The 20,227-nt window shown below is 37.5% G+C and carries 15 protein-coding genes; all 15 read left to right on the top strand.

Features of this window, described 5'->3' with window-relative positions; translation table 11 throughout:
* Positions 1 to 831: 831 nt before the first annotated feature.
* Positions 832 to 1,839, top strand: a complete 1,008-nt coding sequence (locus C7J90_RS05000; protein WP_103209895.1) for a PTS sugar transporter subunit IIC — start codon at positions 832 to 834, stop codon at positions 1,837 to 1,839.
* 179 nt (positions 1,840 to 2,018) lie between these two features.
* Positions 2,019 to 3,533: an SLC13 family permease gene (locus C7J90_RS05005; protein ID WP_103209894.1), complete on the top strand. Its 1,515-nt coding sequence runs from the start codon at positions 2,019 to 2,021 to the stop codon at positions 3,531 to 3,533.
* A gap of 47 nt (positions 3,534 to 3,580) precedes the next feature.
* The gene (locus C7J90_RS05010; protein ID WP_103209892.1) at positions 3,581 to 3,760 is read left to right on the top strand and encodes a hypothetical protein; all 180 of its coding nucleotides are present in this window, start codon (positions 3,581 to 3,583) and stop codon (positions 3,758 to 3,760) included.
* Between the two features lie 100 nt (positions 3,761 to 3,860).
* Positions 3,861 to 4,676, top strand: coding sequence for a formate/nitrite transporter family protein (locus C7J90_RS05015; protein ID WP_103209891.1), 816 nt, complete (start codon positions 3,861 to 3,863; stop codon positions 4,674 to 4,676).
* Positions 4,677 to 4,839: 163 nt separating this feature from the next.
* Complete coding sequence (locus C7J90_RS05020; RefSeq protein ID WP_103209889.1) at positions 4,840 to 5,385, top strand: GNAT family N-acetyltransferase; 546 nt, start codon at positions 4,840 to 4,842, stop codon at positions 5,383 to 5,385.
* Positions 5,386 to 5,909: 524 nt separating this feature from the next.
* On the top strand, positions 5,910 to 6,620 hold the full coding sequence (locus C7J90_RS05025) for a sirohydrochlorin chelatase (protein WP_103207705.1): 711 nt from the start codon (positions 5,910 to 5,912) through the stop codon (positions 6,618 to 6,620).
* Positions 6,601 to 7,062: a precorrin-2 dehydrogenase/sirohydrochlorin ferrochelatase family protein gene (locus C7J90_RS05030; protein WP_103207658.1), complete on the top strand. Its 462-nt coding sequence runs from the start codon at positions 6,601 to 6,603 to the stop codon at positions 7,060 to 7,062. The genes C7J90_RS05025 and C7J90_RS05030 overlap by 20 nt, the downstream gene beginning before the upstream one ends.
* Positions 7,055 to 9,460 (top strand): nitrite reductase large subunit NirB, encoded by a 2,406-nt coding sequence (gene nirB, locus C7J90_RS05035; protein ID WP_103207660.1) that lies wholly within the window; start codon positions 7,055 to 7,057, stop codon positions 9,458 to 9,460. Before C7J90_RS05030 ends, nirB begins: the two co-directional genes overlap by 8 nt.
* 2 nt (positions 9,461 to 9,462) lie before the next feature.
* The gene (nirD, locus tag C7J90_RS05040; protein WP_232618926.1) at positions 9,463 to 9,777 is read left to right on the top strand and encodes a nitrite reductase small subunit NirD; all 315 of its coding nucleotides are present in this window, start codon (positions 9,463 to 9,465) and stop codon (positions 9,775 to 9,777) included.
* Positions 9,768 to 10,706: a uroporphyrinogen-III C-methyltransferase gene (gene cobA / locus C7J90_RS05045; RefSeq protein WP_103207664.1), complete on the top strand. Its 939-nt coding sequence runs from the start codon at positions 9,768 to 9,770 to the stop codon at positions 10,704 to 10,706. Before nirD ends, cobA begins: the two co-directional genes overlap by 10 nt.
* A 454-nt stretch (positions 10,707 to 11,160) precedes the next feature.
* The gene (locus tag C7J90_RS12240; RefSeq protein ID WP_269780129.1) at positions 11,161 to 13,557 is read left to right on the top strand and encodes a 5'-nucleotidase C-terminal domain-containing protein; all 2,397 of its coding nucleotides are present in this window, start codon (positions 11,161 to 11,163) and stop codon (positions 13,555 to 13,557) included.
* A gap of 212 nt (positions 13,558 to 13,769) precedes the next feature.
* On the top strand, positions 13,770 to 17,441 hold the full coding sequence (locus C7J90_RS05055; RefSeq protein ID WP_103207666.1) for a nitrate reductase subunit alpha: 3,672 nt from the start codon (positions 13,770 to 13,772) through the stop codon (positions 17,439 to 17,441).
* The gene (narH, locus tag C7J90_RS05060) at positions 17,431 to 18,987 is read left to right on the top strand and encodes a nitrate reductase subunit beta (protein ID WP_103207668.1); all 1,557 of its coding nucleotides are present in this window, start codon (positions 17,431 to 17,433) and stop codon (positions 18,985 to 18,987) included. The genes C7J90_RS05055 and narH overlap by 11 nt, the downstream gene beginning before the upstream one ends.
* A complete protein-coding gene (narJ, locus tag C7J90_RS05065) occupies positions 18,980 to 19,555 on the top strand; it encodes a nitrate reductase molybdenum cofactor assembly chaperone (protein WP_103207670.1) in 576 nt (191 codons plus the stop codon). Before narH ends, narJ begins: the two co-directional genes overlap by 8 nt.
* On the top strand, positions 19,548 to 20,225 hold the full coding sequence (gene narI / locus C7J90_RS05070) for a respiratory nitrate reductase subunit gamma (RefSeq protein ID WP_103207672.1): 678 nt from the start codon (positions 19,548 to 19,550) through the stop codon (positions 20,223 to 20,225). The genes narJ and narI overlap by 8 nt, the downstream gene beginning before the upstream one ends.
* The last annotated feature ends 2 nt before the right edge of the window (positions 20,226 to 20,227 follow it).

The raw sequence follows: 20,227 nt of genomic DNA on the forward strand, positions 1-20,227 counted from the left end.
AGTATATGATTCGACAGTGAAGTTATCAATCGTCACATGTTTCAATCATATAGAGGTTATGACAAAAGCAATTAGAATGGAATCATAATTTTATTTAATTCAATGATTGATTCTATCATAAAATAAAAAGTTGCTTTATATCAATCCTCTAAAATGCATTATATAGTAATGATTACGATTTGTAAATGATAATGATTCTCTAAATAATATAATTTTCTAATACTTCAGTTGTAGTTGAAGTCCAATCTTTTGTACGATGTGAAAAAGTGGCTTATCAGATATGATATATACAGAACAGTTAATTCACTATTCCCATTAAAACTGTTCAATAGATGTAAGATGATATACACCCTATGTAATATCCCAAAGACCTCCTTAAAAGTTTATAATAGGACAAAGTTGATTAAAGTTGATTTTCGAACGCTAATGCACAAACCCCATGCATTAGCGTTTTTTGTCGTTTCAAAAAATAAAACGTTGTTGAATAACTAAAGCGCAATCTCAACAACCTTGTGATAGACGGTGTTTCGCATGCAGAGTTTTCGGCATAACTTCGCAATTCTTCAAAATTTGGGGAACAATTTTTTGAATTGCTCGAGTTATGCTCAAACTCTAAGCGCATGTTCAACAACCTTGATAAACGGTGTTTCGATTGCTGACTTCTCAACAGAACTACACAGTTTCACAAAATTTGAGGAACAATTTTGTTCACTGCTAGGTTCTGCTCGAAGTCAAAGCGCAATCTCAACAACCTTGTGATCCTATTTGAATTTGGAGTGTGGTAAGATATTGTTTGTATACATACACCATACAAACAAAAGGGGGAAAAAGATGAAAAAGTTATTGTATCGTTGGTTCATTGAGGGCTTGAGGTATATGACGTTAGGTCTGTTTAGCTCTCTTATTATTGGATTAATACTTGAAACGATTGGAAAACAAACGATTCTACCACAGTTAGATTTAAGTTTTTTAGTCGATGTGGGGAATGTTGCTAAAAGTCTGACGGGTGCTGCAATTGGTGCAGCGATTGCGTATGGTCTAAAAAGTAAGCCACTTGTTATATTTTCTTCAGTTGTTGTAGGCATGTTAGGGTATGATACCTTTAGTGGTGGTGCAGTAGGAGCATTTGTAGCTTCACTCATCGTTGTAGAGTTGAGTCGTTTTTATGCAAGTAAAACAAAAATAGATATTATTATTACACCATTGATTTCTTTAATAGCGGGTGGCGTTATCGCTAAGTTTCTTGGCCCTATTTTAAATCAATTGATGACAGCAATTGGTAAAATGATTATAGTTGCCACTGATCAACAACCCTTTATCATGGGGATGATTGTTGCTGTCATATTTGGACTATGTTTGACAGCGCCTATCTCAAGTGCAGCGCTTGCTTTAATGTTAGACTTATCTGGTTTAGCAGCTGGTGCAGCTACGATAGGATGCGTCTGTCAAATGGTGGGATTTGCAGTTACAGGATACAAAGACAATGGAATAGGGGGCTTGATTTCAATCGGTATCGGCACAAGTATGTTACAAGTGCCTAACATTCTTATGAAACCATTGATATTGATTCCGCCTACATTTGCGAGTGCAGTGATTGCACCTATTATGACGACTTTCTTTCCTATGTCGAATAATGCAGCAGGAGCTGGAATGGGAACGAGTGGATTAGTGGGACAAATTATGACGATTTATACGATGGGTCATTCCCCATCTACATATAGTTTAATTTTGATCTTCCATTTTGTTTTGCCTGCATTTGTAACATGGGTCATTTATAGAATGATGGTAAAGCAACAATGGATTAAGTCAGGAGACCAAACGATACGCACCTCTTTATAAAGAATATAATTTAGAATGGCGAAGTTTCTCAAAATCCTTAATGGCAAAGTAACAGCTTAAATGAAAAATAATTAAAATGACAATAAATTTAAAATATTTGTGAAGTTTTGAATGATAACGTCTCACGATCCGTTTCAATTGTTAAAATAAAATAAAAAAACAAAGGGAGTGGTTTGACGATGAGTCAATCATCTACTAGTACATTCAAGCCTTTATGGTTAATCATTAGCTTTATTGTATTAATAGGCATCATGTTGTTACCTGTTACACATAATCTACCTTTAATGGGAAGGGCTGCACTGGCAATATTAGCATTCGCGGTGATTTTATGGGTGACAGAAGCAGTGAGTTATCCCGTTTCGGCTACATTAATTATGGGGCTTATCATTATCTTATTAGGCTTTAGCCCTGTTCAAAATTTGTCAGAGAGTTTAGGAAATCCACAAGCTGGAGGCGAGATACTAAAGGGGTCTGACTTATTTGGAACGAGTAACGCCTTAAAGCTTGCATTTAGTGGTTTTTCTTCAAGTGCTGTAGCCCTTGTTGCAGCAGCGTTATTTTTAGCAACCGCTATGCAAGTTACTCATTTACATAAGCGATTGGCTTTGTGGGTGTTGATGCTTGTAGGCAATAAGACTAAAAATATTGTCATCGGTGCAATTTTGGTAGCGATTATTTTAGCATTTTTCGTGCCATCCGCAACAGCTCGTGCGGGTGCCGTTGTTCCTATTCTTTTAGGAATGGTTGCTGCATTTGGTGTAGGAAAAGAGAGTAAACTTGCAGCACTATTAGTGATTACAGCAGTACAAGCTGTGTCTATTTGGAATGTTGGTATTAAAACAGCTGCTGCTCAAAATATTGTTGCTGTCAATTTTATTAATGGTCAGCTGGGTCAGGACATTTCTTGGGGTGAATGGTTTTTATATGCAGCACCATGGGCTGTAATAATGTCTATTATCCTATACTTTATTATGTTGAAAGTCGTTCCGCCAGAACAACAAGCAATTGAAGGCGGTAAAGAACTTGTTAAAAAACAGCTAGATGAGCTAGGTCCGATTAAACCGAAAGAATGGCGATTAATTATCATTTCCATTCTGCTTTTGCTGATGTGGTCAACTGAAAAAATATTACACCCTATTGATTCGTCTTCAATAACGATTATCGCACTTGCATTTATGTTATTACCTAAAGTGGGAATCATGAGTTGGAAAGAAGCAGAAAGTCGTATACCATGGGGGACAATCATTGTTTTTGGTGTAGGGATTTCATTAGGTACTGTATTATTACAGACAAATGCGGCACAATGGTTAAGTGACCAAACATTTGGGTTGATTGGATTAAAAGGTATGCCAATTGTCGCAACCATCGCGATTATATCTTTATTTAATATATTAATACATCTAGGCTTTGCAAGTGCAACAAGTTTAGCGTCTGCGCTCATTCCAGTGTTTATTTCGCTGACAACAACGATAAATCTAGGTGATCAATCTATTGGTTTTGTCCTAATTCAACAATTTGTCATTAGTTTTGGATTTTTATTACCTGTGAGCTCTCCTCAAGGGATGTTAGCTTATGGAACTGAAACATTTACGGTTAAGGACTTCTTGAAGGTAGGTATACCCATCACTGTCATTGGCTATCTGTTAGTTATTATTTTGAGTATGACTTATTGGAAATGGATTGGATTGTTATAAAGGCGCTACGAATACAGGAATAATTAAACAAAAGGGAGGAACATGAAATGAATAAACGTTATTTAAAGTTATTGGTTTTGTATGTTGTAAGTAGTGGTGTGTCGTCTATTGTAGGACGGTTTGTTTCATCAAATCGATTTGTGAAATGTTTGCTTGAAACGACAGTGAGCTTTGGGGTGTTTTCATATGGATTAAAAGTAATGAAACGTAGAAGTATGGATCGCTAAATCGTGGCATAGCTATATTATCTGTCAGCGCATGTTAATTGATGATAGACGGTATTCATAAATATCTTAAAACGAAAAAAGAGTATATGGAGGTCTTGAAATGGGGATGAGTAAACCAACCAAATCTGTGAGCGATACATTTAGCTCTCGACAAACAGTAGAAAGTATTGTGGAATCAGTTGCAATGAAAGAAGTATTGTTAGATAAAGCGATGCCACGATACATATTAAAGTCAATGATGTCGGGTTTTCTCTTAACGATTGTAACTGTATTTATGCTTGCGATGAAGACACAAATGCATGATGCATTGCCTGGTGTTGTCAATTTAATGGGAGCGATTGCATTTAGTATTGCTTTAGTATTTATTGTATTAACACATTCTGAGTTGTTGACGAGTAATTTCATGTATCTCACTGTCGGAATGTATTATCGCACTATTACAATTGCGAAATCGACGTGGTTATTTTTTGTTTGTTTCCTGGGAAATATTTTAGGTGCTTTTGTCTTATTTATTATGATGTTTTTTACAAAAGTAATGACACCTGAAATGATTGCGGCATTAACAACAACTGTTGATGCTAAGACAATTGAACCCACTTGGTATGCTATTTTAGTGAAAGCGATATTTGCTAACTTTTTTATCAATATTGGGATTTATGTGTCTATGCAATTTAAAGATGGTTTATCAAAAACATTTTTTATCGCAATAGGTGTCATTATCTTTGTATTTATGGCATATGAACACGTTGTATATAATGCAGGTTTATTTGTAGGGATGCTCTTTTATAATGTAGATGCTATGTCGTGGTTAGGTGTCCTAAAAAATATTGTATTTGCATTTATCGGTAACTTTATCGGTGGTGGGATTATGATTGGGCTACTTTATGCATACTTGAACGGATCTCGCCAAAAGTAGTGATAGATTGATAAAAGAGACGAAATCAAAGTACAAACGATGTATCAGTACTTTGGTTTTGTCTCTTTTGTGCTGTTATTGAATGGTGAGCTTAATTATTTTGAGTCATATCATATTTCTGCTAATCTATAATTACTGAAATAATCAAAAAGGGGGCAGTTTAATGTCTAATGAAATAATTCGAATGGCCACATTACAAGATGCTGAGGCACTTCAAGAGCTCATGTATCGTGCATTTACACCTTTAAGAGAAGTCGGTATTGAATGGCCCTCTGTCAATGCAGATATTGAGATGATCGAAAAGAATATTAAGTACAATACGGCGTTAGTTTTGGAAAAAGAGGGGCGTATTATCTCAACGTTATCAATACGCTATCCTTGGGAACCTAAAGATGCCGTCTCAAAATATCCTTTTGTATGGTGGTTTGCTACAGATCCAGATTATGCTGGACAAGGATATGGCAACCAAATGATGACTTATGTTGAAGAGACGATTTTAAGAGATACGTTAAAAGCACCAGCAGTCGTTTTAGGTACATCTGCACGTAAAATGGCATGGTTAAAAGATGTTTATGCTAAGCGCGGCTATGAAACATTTTTTGAAAAAGAAGATGAAACTGGTGATATTGGTGCGATGATGGTCAAAGTTTTAATACCAGAACGTTATAATAAAGAATTATTAGAAACACCACCATGGTTTCGAGAATAGAAACATATGAAACTATTATGAGAGATATTGTCAATTCAGCGATGCGTGTTTTAAAGGCTCTCAGTCAAATTGGATTGGTCGCATTAAATTAAGGCGTTATGCAATAATGGATTGCTTAACGCCTTTTTCGTTGTGTGATTATAAAGTCTTGAACATTAATGCCTCTTTTAATACGACATAAATCAGTAAAATTGAGTTGGTAAAACATACTTTATAATTTAGGGGTGTGAATAAATATAGCACATTTGATTGATTCCTAAGCCGAGACTTCTGAGGCGCCTAGAAAAGCGAGTCTTTATGGAACAATCAAATAAATGAAATTATTTATACACCAGTCCGATTTATTATAGAACCGTTTTAAATGCAAAGTATCAAAACTAGGGAATCCCCTGAAGCTACAGGCTAGGGGATTCCCTAGTTTTTTGCTTATATGTGAATTTCATCACATATTGTCTCAAGAATCATTTACAATGTAAGTGAGAGGGGTGAAAAAATTGCAAAAGGTTATTTTAGTCATTCATGGGATGCGAAGTGGAAAATTGAATGAAACATTACTTCATTTTACAAAGAGACTTTTTAAAGAAACAGATTTAGATTATGACATTGCTTTCTTAGAGAGTAAAACACAAACATTATCTGACTGCATTAGTCACAATGTCCAAAATGGATATCAGCAGATTCAAATGATCCCTTTACTTTTATTAAATGCGTCACATTATTTTGAGGATATCATCGCAATACGTGATGAATGGCAGTACAATCACCCAGAAATAGAAATTCAAATCGCACAACCATTAGGAACACATCCAGCTATGAAAGATTGGATAAGTGAACAAATTGAAAACTGTAGCAGTCAAATTAATGACAAAACAGCAATTGTCATATTAGCACATGGGAATAAGCGGTTTGATGAGCCAGACATAGCCCTGACCCAAATAACACAAGAATTAACGGCACAGTATCATGCATGTTTTCCGGCGATGGTTTATGGATCGCTTAATTTCAAACAAATATTGCCACCATTAGCTCAAGTCTATAAGCGACTCATTATTATTCCATATTTCTTTTATGATGGTTTTTTAGTGAATCGTACGAAACAGCAAATTAGCGAAATGCATCTAGACTGTGAAATGTATTTTACACCAGCAATTCATTTTCACCCAATATTAAAAAAGGTCATCCTAGCACGACTACATGAATTAGAGGAGGGAGCATGTGTATCCGGTACAACTTAATCTTAGTCAAAAGCACGTCACTATTATTGGTGGGGGAAAGATAGCATGGCGAAAGTTTAAGAAACTAAAAGATGAAGGATGCACGATTGATATTGTCAGTCCAACATTCCTTGAACTTTTCACGAATAGCGCTTGGCCCTCTCATATCCGATTCATTCAAAAGAGATACGAATCAAATGATATTGAAGGTGCAGACTTAATTATAATAGCGACGAATGACCGAAAAGTGAATGACCAGGTGCGTTCAGATGCACAAAGCCATCAATGGGTTAATCATACGGGAGATCGTTCGCAATCTGATTTTTTTAATATGAAGACAGTGACTTATGATCATGTCACATTTCATCTCAGTTCAAACGGGCAATCTGTTCAAAAAACACAATATTATGCCGCAAAACTTGAAACATTTTTAAAGACATTAGAGGGGGATTTTGATGCGTAAAACAAAGTTATTAATGATTGGAAATGGCATGGCGGGTGTACGTACGATAGAAGAAATCTTAGAACGTGATCCGGATCGTTTTGATATTACAATCATCGGTAAAGAACCATATCCGAATTACAATAGAATTATGTTATCAAATATATTGCAAAATAAAATGACTGTTGATGAGACGATTATGAATCCATATGAATGGTATGAAGAGCACCATATTCACTTAATAACAGGTGATAAAGTCGTTAACATTAATCGAGAATTACAACATGTCGAAACAGAGCAAGGACAAGTTGTCGAATATGATCAAATGATTATTGCAACAGGTTCAGATTCATTCATCTTACCAATTGATGGCTCCAGGTTAGAGGGAGTTGTTGGTTTTAGAACGATTGATGATACAGAGAAAATGCTAGAGATAGCGAAAACGAAGAAAAAAGCTATTGTTATTGGCGGGGGACTATTAGGATTAGAGTGTGCACGAGGACTTGTCGATCAAGGCATGGATGTGACAGTCGTTCACTTGGCAGAATGGCTTATGGAAGTACAACTTGACCGTAAAGCTGGAGAATTATTGAAAACAGACTTGGAAAAGCAAGGAATAAAGTTTGAACTCCAAGCGAATACGCAAGAGATTATAGGTGATGAGCATGTAGAAGCGATACGTCTTTCTGATGGTCGTGTTTTAGAGGCTGATATGGTCGTGATGGCAGTTGGTATACGTCCAGTCACAAAAGAAGCACGTGCAGCAGGCTTAGAAATCGGACGAGGTATTGTTGTAGATGACTATATGAAAACAAGTGATCCCAATATCTATGCAGTGGGAGAATGCGCGGAACATCGCTCTAAAGTATATGGGTTAGTCGCGCCTTTATACGAACAAGGCAAAGTATTAGCAGACCATATTACAGGAAACCTGACAGAAGGTTATAAGGGATCAACAACATTTACATCATTAAAAGTGTCAGGTTGTGATTTGTTTAGTGCTGGACGTATTAATGAAACAGATGAAATCCATGGAATTGAAACATTTAATAGTGTCGATAATATCTACAAAAAAGTATTTATCAAAGATCGTACCATTGTAGGCGCTGTCCTGTATGGAGATATTGAGGAGGGCAACCGCTTCTACAATATGATGAAAAAAGGCGATACGATTGATGATTATACATTAGTATCTATATTGCATAAAGCAGGTGAAGTCGATGCAATCAGTGTTGCAGAAATGGATGATGATGAAACGATATGTGGCTGTAATGGCGTATGTAAAGGAACTATCGTGAGTGCGATTCAAGAAGAAGGATTGACATCAGTGAATGAAGTGACCAAAGCGACTAAAGCAGGGAACTCTTGTGGTAAGTGTAAATCGCAAATTGCAGAGTTACTTGAACATACATTAGGTGAGGACTTTGTAGCGACTGCACCAACTGGCATTTGTGCGTGTACAGATTTAACGCGAGACCAAATTGTGACGCAAATACGTGCGAAAGGACTCAAAACCTCAAAAGAAGTCCGCCACGTGTTAGATTTTAAAGACAAAGGGGGATGTCCGAAATGTCGCCCAGCGATTAATTACTATTTGAACATGGTCTATCCTCACGAGCATGAAGATGAAAGAGCATCACGATTTGCGAATGAGCGCTATCACGCCAATATTCAAAAAGATGGGACATTCTCAGTTATTCCACAAATGCGTGGGGGTGTCACTGATGCAGATCAATTAATACGTTTAGGTGAAGTTGCGAAAAAGTATCATGTCCCACTCGTCAAAGTGACGGGTTCACAAAGAATTGGACTTTACGGCTTGAAAAAAGAAGAGCTCCCTCAAGTATGGGAAGAATTAGGGATGCGTTCAGCATCAGCATATGCGAAGAAAACACGTTCAGTCAAAAGTTGTGTGGGAAAAGAATTTTGTCGATTTGGCACACAGTATACGACTCAGTTAGGTATTCGATTAGAAAAAACATTCGAATATATTGATACGCCACATAAATTTAAAATGGGTGTATCAGGATGTCCAAGAAGCTGTGTCGAATCAGGCGTGAAAGATTTTGGTGTCATCGGTGTTGAGAATGGCTTCCAAATTTTCGTGGGCGGTAACGGTGGAACAACTGTTGAAGTCGCGGAGCATCTTACAACAGTCGAAACAGAAGATGAAGTGATTCAGTTATGTGGGGCTTATATGCAATATTACAGAGAAACAGGGATATATGCAGAACGTACAGCACCATGGTTAAGACGATTAGGATTTGATCACATCAAAGCAGTCGTACTTGATCCAGAAAAACAAAAAGCATTGTTTAATCGTATTATGGATGCTAAAGAAGCGGTATCAGAAGAACCTTGGAATGCCATTATCAATAATGAAGAAAAGCAAAAAATATTTGAAGTTGAGAAGGTGTAAAAATCATGCTACAAGAAAAAGTAAAAGTTGCACATATATCAGAACTTGAACCTTTAATTGGTAAAAAAATCATTGTCAATGGCATTCAAATTGGACTTTTTTTAATGGAAAATGGTGATATTAAAGCCATTCATAACGTATGTCCACATAAAGAAGGACCATTGTCAGAGGGAACAGTGAGCGGGCATTATGTTTTTTGTCCATTACATGATCAAAAAATTGATTTAAACAGTGGTGAAGTTCAAGAACCAGATGAAGGCTGTGTTGCGACATATGCGGTAGAAGTAAAGGATGGAGATATATACGTATGTCTCTAATCGAAAAGGGTAAAGTTTATTTAGTGGGAGCAGGACCAGGCAATCCGCTCTACTTAACTCGCAAAGCCGAACGATGTATACAAAAAGCGGACGTTATTTTATACGATCAACTTGTAAACCCCTTTATTTTACAATTATCAAAACCAAGTGCGGAATGGATTCATGTTGGGAAAACGCCTTATACAAAATATATAAAACAAGAACGTATCAATGCATTATTAGTTGAAAAAGCGAATGAATATCAGACAGTTGTTCGACTTAAAGGTGGAGATCCAGCGATATTTGGACGTGTTGCTGAAGAAGTCGAAACATTAAAAGCGCATGGTATTCACTTTGAAATCGTTCCAGGTGTTACAGCAGCAAGTGCAGCAGTGAGTCAATTAGAGAGAGGATTAACTGAAAGAAATGTATCTACAAATATTACATTTACAACAGGACACTTCAAAAATAACGAAGACAATGAAATTGATATCACAACGTTAACTCACAATGGAACATTAGCGATATATATGGGGATTAAACGCTTGCCGCAACTAATGCAACAGATTAAGTCGCATATTCAAAAAGACTTTCCAGTGGCAGTTGTGTTCAATGCATCATGTCATAATCAATATATCGTGACAGGTACTGTAACAACGATAGTCGATCGAATAGCACAATTACCGGAACGACTCGGCCCAGGTATCACTATCGTTGGAGATGTAGCAAGAGAGATTCAGTCTGACACAGTATTACCTTTACAATCTCCAGACATTATTTTATTACAAGGACCAAAAGACGCTTGTTTATCACTTGCATATGACTTATATGAACAAGGTCAAGTGGCCTATCTAGATTACCAAAATGATAATACTATTCACCACACTCAGCGTCAAAAAATAACTGAGTTGATCCAACAGACACGTATTACAGAAATCATTAAATTATAAAAAGAATCAAAAGGCAAGGATAAAAAGCAGTAGGATTAGAGTCTGGGGCATCAATCCCAAAAATAATAGCGTAGAGATGATTGAATCACCTCTATGCTTTTCTTTTATCAATCATTCGTATTGTTTGGCTCGCATTTCCTAGGGGATGGGTCGAGCCCTGGTCTCGACGCTCATCCTATTCCCTCAGGCGTCTCGCCAACAATACGACGTTATATATGTGTCATTTTACATCAAAACACTTTAAAAAAGCCTTTTTCGTAGCATTTAATTGTAGAAAAACTTCGAGATATTTATGTCCCAGCCTGGTCCAGATGAAAAAACTGCTATATCCTAGCCTTTTTTAAATAGATGAATCTATTTTACGTAAATCATAAATAAATTTTATGAAACTTTAATTTAAAGTTCATTAAATATGCTAGGATATATGAGAATACAATAAAAAAGGGGGATTTAAATGAAAAATAGGATTTTACCCATCATACTAATGATATGTTGTGTAATGGGGATATTACTTGCATTCGATGGTCCATCTGTTCATGCAGACGAACTAGTACCATCAAATCAACAATCTGGTGAAACTGTAGAAAAGGTTGATACAGTTATACCCAAATCTCAAGCTGATACAGAAAGTCAAGTGACTGAACAAGATACAACGACAGAACTTTCTAATGACAATCCAGAGCAATCATCAAAAGTAAATGCACTCAAAGCAAATCAAAACCAAGAGATAAATAAAATCGAATCACAACAAGATAATGTTAAGCAATCAGAAACAGTACCGTCAATAGAGCCTGAAGACACAGCGCAAAATACTGATTCAATGAAAGCTGAAGGTGCACAACAACCAGCACTGCGAGCTACTACACAATCTGAAAATAGCAATCAAGCTCATGATACGAAGCGTACGATTTTACATACAAATGACATACATGGGCGAATGGTGGAAGAAGATGGTCGTGTCATTGGGTTGCCTAAACTTAAGGCAATCAAAGAACAAAAGCAGCCTGATTTAATGGTTGACGCGGGCGATGCATTCCAAGGATTGCCTCTTTCGAATCAATCTAAAGGTGAAGAAATGGCTAAAGCAATGAATGAAGTCGGCTATGATGCGATGGCAGCTGGAAATCATGAATTTGACTTTGGTTATGACCAATTGAAAAAATTAGAAGGGATGTTAAACTTTCCAATCTTAAGTTCTAACGTGTATAAAGACGGAAAATTATCCTTTAAACCTTCAGTCATCATTGAAAAAAAGGGTTTGAAATATGGTGTAATCGGTGTGACGACACCCGAAACCAAAACGAAGACAAGTCCTGTAGGGATTAAAGGCGTGACATTTACAGATCCATTAAAAAGTGTCATACGTGAAATGGATAAGCTCAACGGTCAAGTGGATATTTTTGTTATTTTATCTCATTTAGGCATTGATGAAACGACGAAAGAGGTATGGCGTGGTGATTATTTAACGAAACAGTTAAGTCAGAATAAAAACTATCAAGTCCCTATTTTTGTCATTGATGGTCATTCACATTCTGTACTACAAAACGGTGAAACTTTTGGACATGATCTCCTTGCACAAACTGGTACAGCACTTGCAAATATTGGCCAAATTACATTTGATTATCATGATGCACATGTTGAAAATGCGAAAGCGTCATTGATTTCAGCTGAAGATGTCAAAAATGTCGTTCCTAATGCAGCATTACAAAATCAAGTGGAACAAGCTAATAAGCAATTTTTAGCGGAAACATCAGAAGTGATTGTTCCAAATCATACCATCGATTTGATGGGAGAACGTGAAGCGGTTCGTACAGGTGAGACAAATCTAGGCAATGCTATCGCTGATGCTATGGAGGCATATGGTCAAACTGGATTTAGTCATCCATCAGATTTTGCAGTTACGAACAGTGGTGGCATTCGAGCATCAATTAAAAAAGGAGAAGTTACCCTTAATGACATTATGACTGTTTTGCCATTTGGTAATACAATTGCACAAATTCAAGTTAAAGGAGATGATGTTCTAAAAGCCTTTGAACAAAGTCTAAGTGCACAAGTTGTAGAAACAAATGGTCAAAAGCAACTCGCTGCTAGTGGTGGGTTCCTTCAGATTTCTCGTTCTATTCGTGTTTATTATGATTTAGACCAAGAACCTGGGAACCGCGTTCGTGAAGTGCAATTATTTAATCATCAAACAAATCGATTTGAACCACTTGATTTAAATCGAACATATTATGTTGCGACAAATGATTTTACCGCTTCAGGTGGAGATGGCTATGATATGTTTATCGGCCCTCGTGAAGAAGGGGTATCTCTTGATAAAGTTTTTGCAGATTACTTGAAGGTGGCAGATCTTTCGCAATATGATACGACACAACCAGTTCGTATCATTAATGGTGTACCCGAGTCAACATCTCAAAATACATCAGAAGGGCAGCCTGAAATCGAGAAGATACAAACACATCCAAAAGTCGAACAACAACAGATTGGACAGGCATCAGGATTTTCAAACGATAGCGCAACGCAACAAACAAATACTTCTCATTCAGTTGCAACAATATCTAATTCTCATCTACAAGCGTTAGGCAATGCTTCAGAAACGTTGAACGTGGCATCAGGAAAAATGATGCTATGGGATAAAACGATTACTGAATCAAAACATCATTTGCAGCTTACATCAGTAGACGAGACATTTAGCAATGAACACTCTACAGCTCAAAAGAATAATCATGCGCGTGTTGACGTTTTACCTGAAACAGGAACGAATGAAGCAATACCACTAGGATTAGGCCTTATGATGATAGGTGCAGGTATGGTCGTAGTGAGGTTTAGACGTCATCATTCACAAATTTAAAATGAAGTATCAGACTAGATTGACGCCATAGTTGAAGGTGTGCAATCTGGTCTTTTTTTGGAATGGCAAGCTTTTTGAGACTGGAAGTGGTGTTCAACTGTTTTGATAGGGATTCTCCTTAGTTAAATAGGCATTTCCCTAATATCGTGAAAAATTGAACAAAGGTAAAATAGTGATAACTAGGAAAGTCTATGGGAATGAGGAGGATAAAAATGGCAAAATTTGGATTAAATTTTTTTAAGCCAACTGAAAAGTTCAATGGCAACTGGTCAGTATTGGAGCATAAAAGCCGTGAATGGGAGAAAATGTATCGAGAAAGATGGAGTCATGACAAAGTTGTGCGTACGACCCATGGTGTGAATTGTACGGGATCGTGCTCTTGGAAAGTATTTGTCAAAAACGGTGTCATTACATGGGAAAATCAACAAATTGACTATCCAAGTTGTGGCCCAGATATGCCAGAGTTTGAGCCGCGTGGATGTCCTCGTGGTGCTTCTTTTTCTTGGTATGAGTACAGTCCATTGCGTATTAAATATCCATATATTAGAGGGAAACTTTGGGAATTGTGGACCGCTGCATTAGAAGAACATCAAGACCCTATAAAAGCTTGGGCCTCTATCGTAGAAGATGAGGACAAAGCGCGTATATACAAATCTGCACGAGGAAAAGGCGGCCATATTCGTGCAAAGTGGAAAGATGTCTCTCAATTAATTGCAGCACAATTAATTTATACTATCAAAAAAGATGGTCCGGACCGTATAGCTGGATTCACACCAATTCCTGCGATGTCTATGATTAGCTATGCAGCGGGCGCGAGATTTATCTCACTTCTAGGTGGAGAAATGTTAAGTTTTTATGATTGGTATGCTGACTTACCACCTGCTTCACCACAAATTTGGGGTGAACAAACAGATGTACCAGAATCAAGTGATTGGTATAACGCATCCTATATTATGATGTGGGGATCAAATGTCCCGTTAACACGTACGCCAGATGCACACTTTATGACGGAAGTTCGTTATAAGGGCGCAAAAGTGGTTTCTGTAGCGCCAGACTATGCCGAAAATGTCAAGTTTGCAGATAACTGGCTAGCCCCTAATCCAGGTACCGATGCGGCATTAGCACAAGCAATGACACATGTTATCTTACAAGAATTTTATGAAGACCAACCGTCGGAAATGTTTATCAATTATGCGAAACAATATTCAGATATGCCATTTATTATTCGCCTTGATCAAGATGATAACGGTTATAAAGCTGGACGATTTTTGCGTTCGAGTGACTTTGGAGGTACGACTGAAAATAGTGAGTGGAAACCAGTTGTGATTGATGCAAACACCGACACAATTCAAGTTCCAAATGGCACAATGGGACAGCGCTGGGAAGAAGGTAAACAATGGAACTTAAAGCTTGAAAATGAAAATGGTGAAGCAATTGACCCTGCCATGACAGTTGCGAATGGAGCACACAGCATTGAAACGATTCAGTTTCCATATTTTGATAATGATGGGAATGGAATTTTTGAACGTCCTATACCAGTTCGTCACGTTAAACTAGCGAATGATGAGGACGTATTAGTGACTACAGTTTACGACTTAATGGCAAGTCAATACGGTGTTAAACGCTTTAATCATGTGCTTGAAGCAAAAGGATTTGATGATACTGAATCGTTTTATACACCAGCATGGCAAGAAAAAGTAACTGGTGTTAAAGCCAACGTGATTACACAAGTGGCACGAGAATTTGCTCAAAATGCGATTGATACAGGTGGCCGCTCTATGATTATTATGGGTGCGGGTATTAATCATTGGTTCAACTCAGATACGATTTATCGTTCAATCCTTAACCTAGTGATTTTATGTGGATGTCAAGGCGTCAATGGTGGCGGATGGGCACATTATGTAGGTCAAGAAAAATGTCGTCCAATTGAAGGATGGAGTACGATTGCTTTTGCCAAAGACTGGCAAGGTCCACCACGTCTACAAAACGGGACAAGTTGGTTCTATTTTGCAACGGATCAGTGGAAATATGAAGAATCAGGTGTTGACCGATTAGCCTCTCCTTTAGCGGATAGTATTAAATTGCAACATCCAGCAGACTATAACGTTTTAGCAGCACGTAATGGCTGGCTGCCATCTTACCCGCAATTTGACCGCAATAGTTTGTTATGGGGAGAAGAATCGCGAGACCGCGGTGAATTTACAAATGAAGCGATTTTAAAACAAGCGATTGAAGATGTAAAGACACGTCAAACTAAATTTGCTGTTGAAAATCCAGGATTACGCAAAAATCATCCGAAAACCTTATTCGTGTGGCGTTCAAACTTAATCTCAAGTTCGGCTAAAGGTCAAGAATATTTTATGAAACACTTACTTGGAACAAAATCTGCGTTAATGGCTGAACCTAATGAAAAAGATAAGCCTGAAGAGATTGAGTGGAGCGATGATACTGTTGGAAAGTTAGATTTGCTTGTATCGCTTGATTTTCGTATGACGGCGACACCTTTATATTCCGATATTGTGTTACCTGCAGCAACATGGTACGAAAAACATGATATTTCATCTACAGATATGCATCCATTTATTCATCCGTTCAATCCGGCTATTGATCCATTATGGGAGTCGCGTTCAGATTGGGACATCTTTAAAACTATTAGTAAAACATTTTCAGAGATGTCACGTGTGCATTTACGAGGAACGTTTAAAGATGTTGTGACGTCTCCTTTAGCGCATGATTCAAAGCAAGAAATCTCTCTTGCATACGGTAAAGTCTATGACTGGACTAAGGGAGAAGTTGAAGCTATACCAGGAAAGACGATGCCAGGATTTGCAGTTGTTGACCGTACGTATACAGATGTTCACGATAAGTTCATTTCAGTCGGACCATTACTTGAAAATGGCAAAGTAGGAGCCCATGGCGTGAGCTTCTCTGTTAAAGAAGAGTACGACGAATTACGTAGCATGGTCGGAACATGGGATGATGATACGGTGAAAAAGAATAAGCCACGTATTGATACAGCGCGTAAAGTGGCAGATGTCATTTTAAACGTATCATCAGCATCTAATGGACGTGTATCTCAAAAATCATATGAAGATTTAGAAGCACAAACAGGAGTGACACTGAAAGATATTTCCGCAGAACGAGCATCCGAGAAGATTACATTTTTAAACATTACATCTCAACCTCGTGAAGTCATTCCAACAGCGGTATTCCCAGGGTCTAATAAACAAGGGCGTCGCTATTCTCCATTCACTACGAATATTGAACGCCTTGTACCTTTTAGAACATTGACAGGTCGTCAAAGCTACTACATCGACCATGAAGTCTTTTTACAATTTGGTGAGGCATTGCCTGTATATAAACCGACATTACCGCCAATGGTATTTGGTACAAAAGATAAAGAAGTCAAAGGTGGCGTAGATGCACTTGTGTTGAGATATTTAACACCACATGGGAAATGGAATATTCATTCAACGTATCAAGATAATCAACATATGTTAACACTTTTCAGAGGTGGGCCTACAGTATGGATTTCAAATGAAGATGCGGTACAACATGATATTCAAGACAATGATTGGTTAGAAGTTTATAACAGAAATGGCGTTGTGACAGCGAGGGCTGTCGTTTCTCATCGTATGCCTAGAGGGACAATGTTTATGTATCACGCACAAGATAAACATATCGAAACACCGGGATCCGAAATATCTGGAACGCGAGGCGGGTCACATAACGCTCCGACACGAATTCACTTAAAGCCGACACAATTAATGGGAGGATATGCACAGATTAGTTATTCATTTAACTACTATGGTCCCATTGGAAATCAACGAGATGTGTATGTTGCAGTGAGAAAGATGAAAGAGGTGGATTGGCTTGAAGATTAAAGCGCAAGTAGCAATGGTATTAAATCTAGACAAATGTATTGGGTGTCATACGTGTAGTGTGACCTGTAAAAGTACATGGACAAATCGACCTGGTGCAGAATATATGTGGTTTAACAACGTCGAAACAAAGCCAGGTATTGGCTATCCAAAAAGATGGGAAGATCAAGATCATTATAAAGGGGGATGGACACTTAATAAAAAAGGTAAGCTAGAACTAAAATCTGGCACACGTATTAATAAAATTGCCTTAGGTAAAATATTCTACAATCCTGATATGCCAGTGATTAAAGATTATTATGAGCCTTGGACGTATAATTATGAACACCTTACGACTGCTAAAAATTCAAAGCATACGCCTGTTGCTAAAGCGCATTCAGTCATGACGGGTAATCGTATGGATATTGATTGGGGACCAAACTGGGAAGATGATTTAGCAGGTGGTCATATAACAGGACCACAAGACCCTAATATTCAAAAAATTGAGGAAGACATCAAATTTAATTTTGATCAAACGTTTATGATGTATTTGCCGAGATTATGCGAACATTGTTTAAACCCAAGTTGTGTCGCATCATGCCCTTCTGGAGCAATGTATAAACGAGATGAAGATGGCATTGTACTCGTAGACCAAGATGCATGTCGTGGTTGGCGTTACTGTATGACAGGTTGCCCATACAAGAAGGTTTATTTTAATTGGAAAACAAATAAAGCTGAAAAATGCACATTCTGTTTTCCTCGAGTTGAAGCAGGTATTCCGACAGTATGTTCAGAAACATGTACAGGTCGCATGCGCTATTTAGGCGTATTACTTTATGATGCAGATCGTGTACAAGAAGCAGCCTCAGTAGAGAATGAGCAAGATTTGTATGAAAAGCAATTAGATTTATTTTTAAATCCATTTGATGAAGATGTAATTGAACAAGCTGAAAAAGACGGTATTTCACAAGATTGGATAGAAGCAGCTCAAAATTCGCCGATTTATAAATTAGCAATTGAATATAAATTAGCGTTTCCACTTCATCCTGAATATCGTACAATGCCCATGGTTTGGTACTGTCCGCCGCTCAGTCCAATTATGAATTATTTTGAAGGTAAAAATTCAACTCACAACCCTGATGCCATCTTCCCAGCGATTGAAGAGATGCGTCTACCTGTTCAATATTTAGCTGAACTTTTTACTGCGGGCGATACAAAGGCAGTCAAAGGGTCCTTACAACGTATGGCAATGATGAGAAGTTATATGCGTGCAGAAAATACAGGACGAAATTTTGATATGTCGCGTCTTGACAGAGTCGGGTTAACAGAAAGACAAGCCAAAGATATGTATCGTTTGCTAGCGATTGCGAAACATGAAGACCGATTTGTGATTCCTACTTCTCATAAGGAACAATATATGGACACGTATGCTGCTCAAGGAAGTCAGGGATATGGTGGTGAATATTTTGGAGCGAATTGTGATGGCTGTGGCGTTCCTGTAGGTGCTGGTGGTAAAACGGGACAAGAAATATACAACGATAATTTCTATGGAGGGATTTTCCGTGATTAACCTCGAAACTTTAGAATACTACAAAGACACATTAGGTTACATGAGCCAACAATTAAGTTTTCCGGAAAAATTAACATTTCACCCTCAAACATTTGATGAGATATTCAACGAGGCGCACCCTGCTTATCCTCACGTGAAACGATATCGCGAGTTAATGTATGAAAAGAGCTTATCAGAAATTAAAGCGCTCTATACTGATACATTTGACTTTAACAAAAAAACGACATTGTATATGACTTTCAATAAGTTTGATACACAAAAAGAGCGAGGACAAATGCTCGCAAAACTTAAGGTATTATACGAAATGTTCGGGTTAGAAATGCCGTCATCAGAGTTATCAGATTATCTACCTTTAATGTTAGAGTTTTTATATGCTGTCCGTTTAGATGGAGATGCACGTGCACAAGAAAATATGCAATTACTTATTATGATTATTGAGGACGGTACTTATCCAATTATGAAACATTTAGAAGAAAAAGAAAATCCGTACGGTTATTTAATTCGTGGACTCCGTGAAACGTTAAAACACTGTATTGTACAAGACAATGAGGTGATCGGGCATGTTTAATCAATTTTTATGGGTGATATTTCCATATCTTTGTCTTGCAACCTTTATCATTGGTCATATTGCACGATATCGATTCGATCAATTTTCTTGGACTGCTAAATCGAGTGAATTTATAGAAAAGAAACAACTTAAATGGGGGAGCTTATTATTTCATTTAGGGATTATACCTGTATTTTTCGGTCATGTTGTAGGATTGCTTATTCCGGCACATTGGTTAGAATCTGTAGGAGTGAGTAACCATATCTACCATATTGGTGCTGTGTATATTGGTAGTATTTTTGGTATAATAACACTAGTTGGAATGTTTTTGTTAACGGCTAGACGTGTTACAAAGCAAAATGTACGTCGCTTGAGTTCGGCATCAGATATTTTCGTTAATATTTTATTATTAGTGATAGTATGTGTAGGGTGTTATGCAACTTTAGTGACAAATGCGACAACGCCTGACTTTGATTATCGTCAAACCATTTCAATTTGGTTTAGAGGATTGTTTATGTTTAGTCCAGATGCGCACTTAATGACACAAGTCCCGTTGGCATTTCAATTACATGTATTATTAGGATTTACAATTATGGCTTGTTGGCCTTTTACACGCCTCGTGCATGTATGGAGTGTACCGGTCTCTTATGCAAGCCGCAGTTACATTATTTATCGTAAACATAAAGCTTAATA

Source organism: Staphylococcus felis, assembly GCF_003012915.1.
In the GTDB taxonomy this organism is placed as follows: Bacteria; Bacillota; Bacilli; order Staphylococcales; family Staphylococcaceae; genus Staphylococcus; species Staphylococcus felis.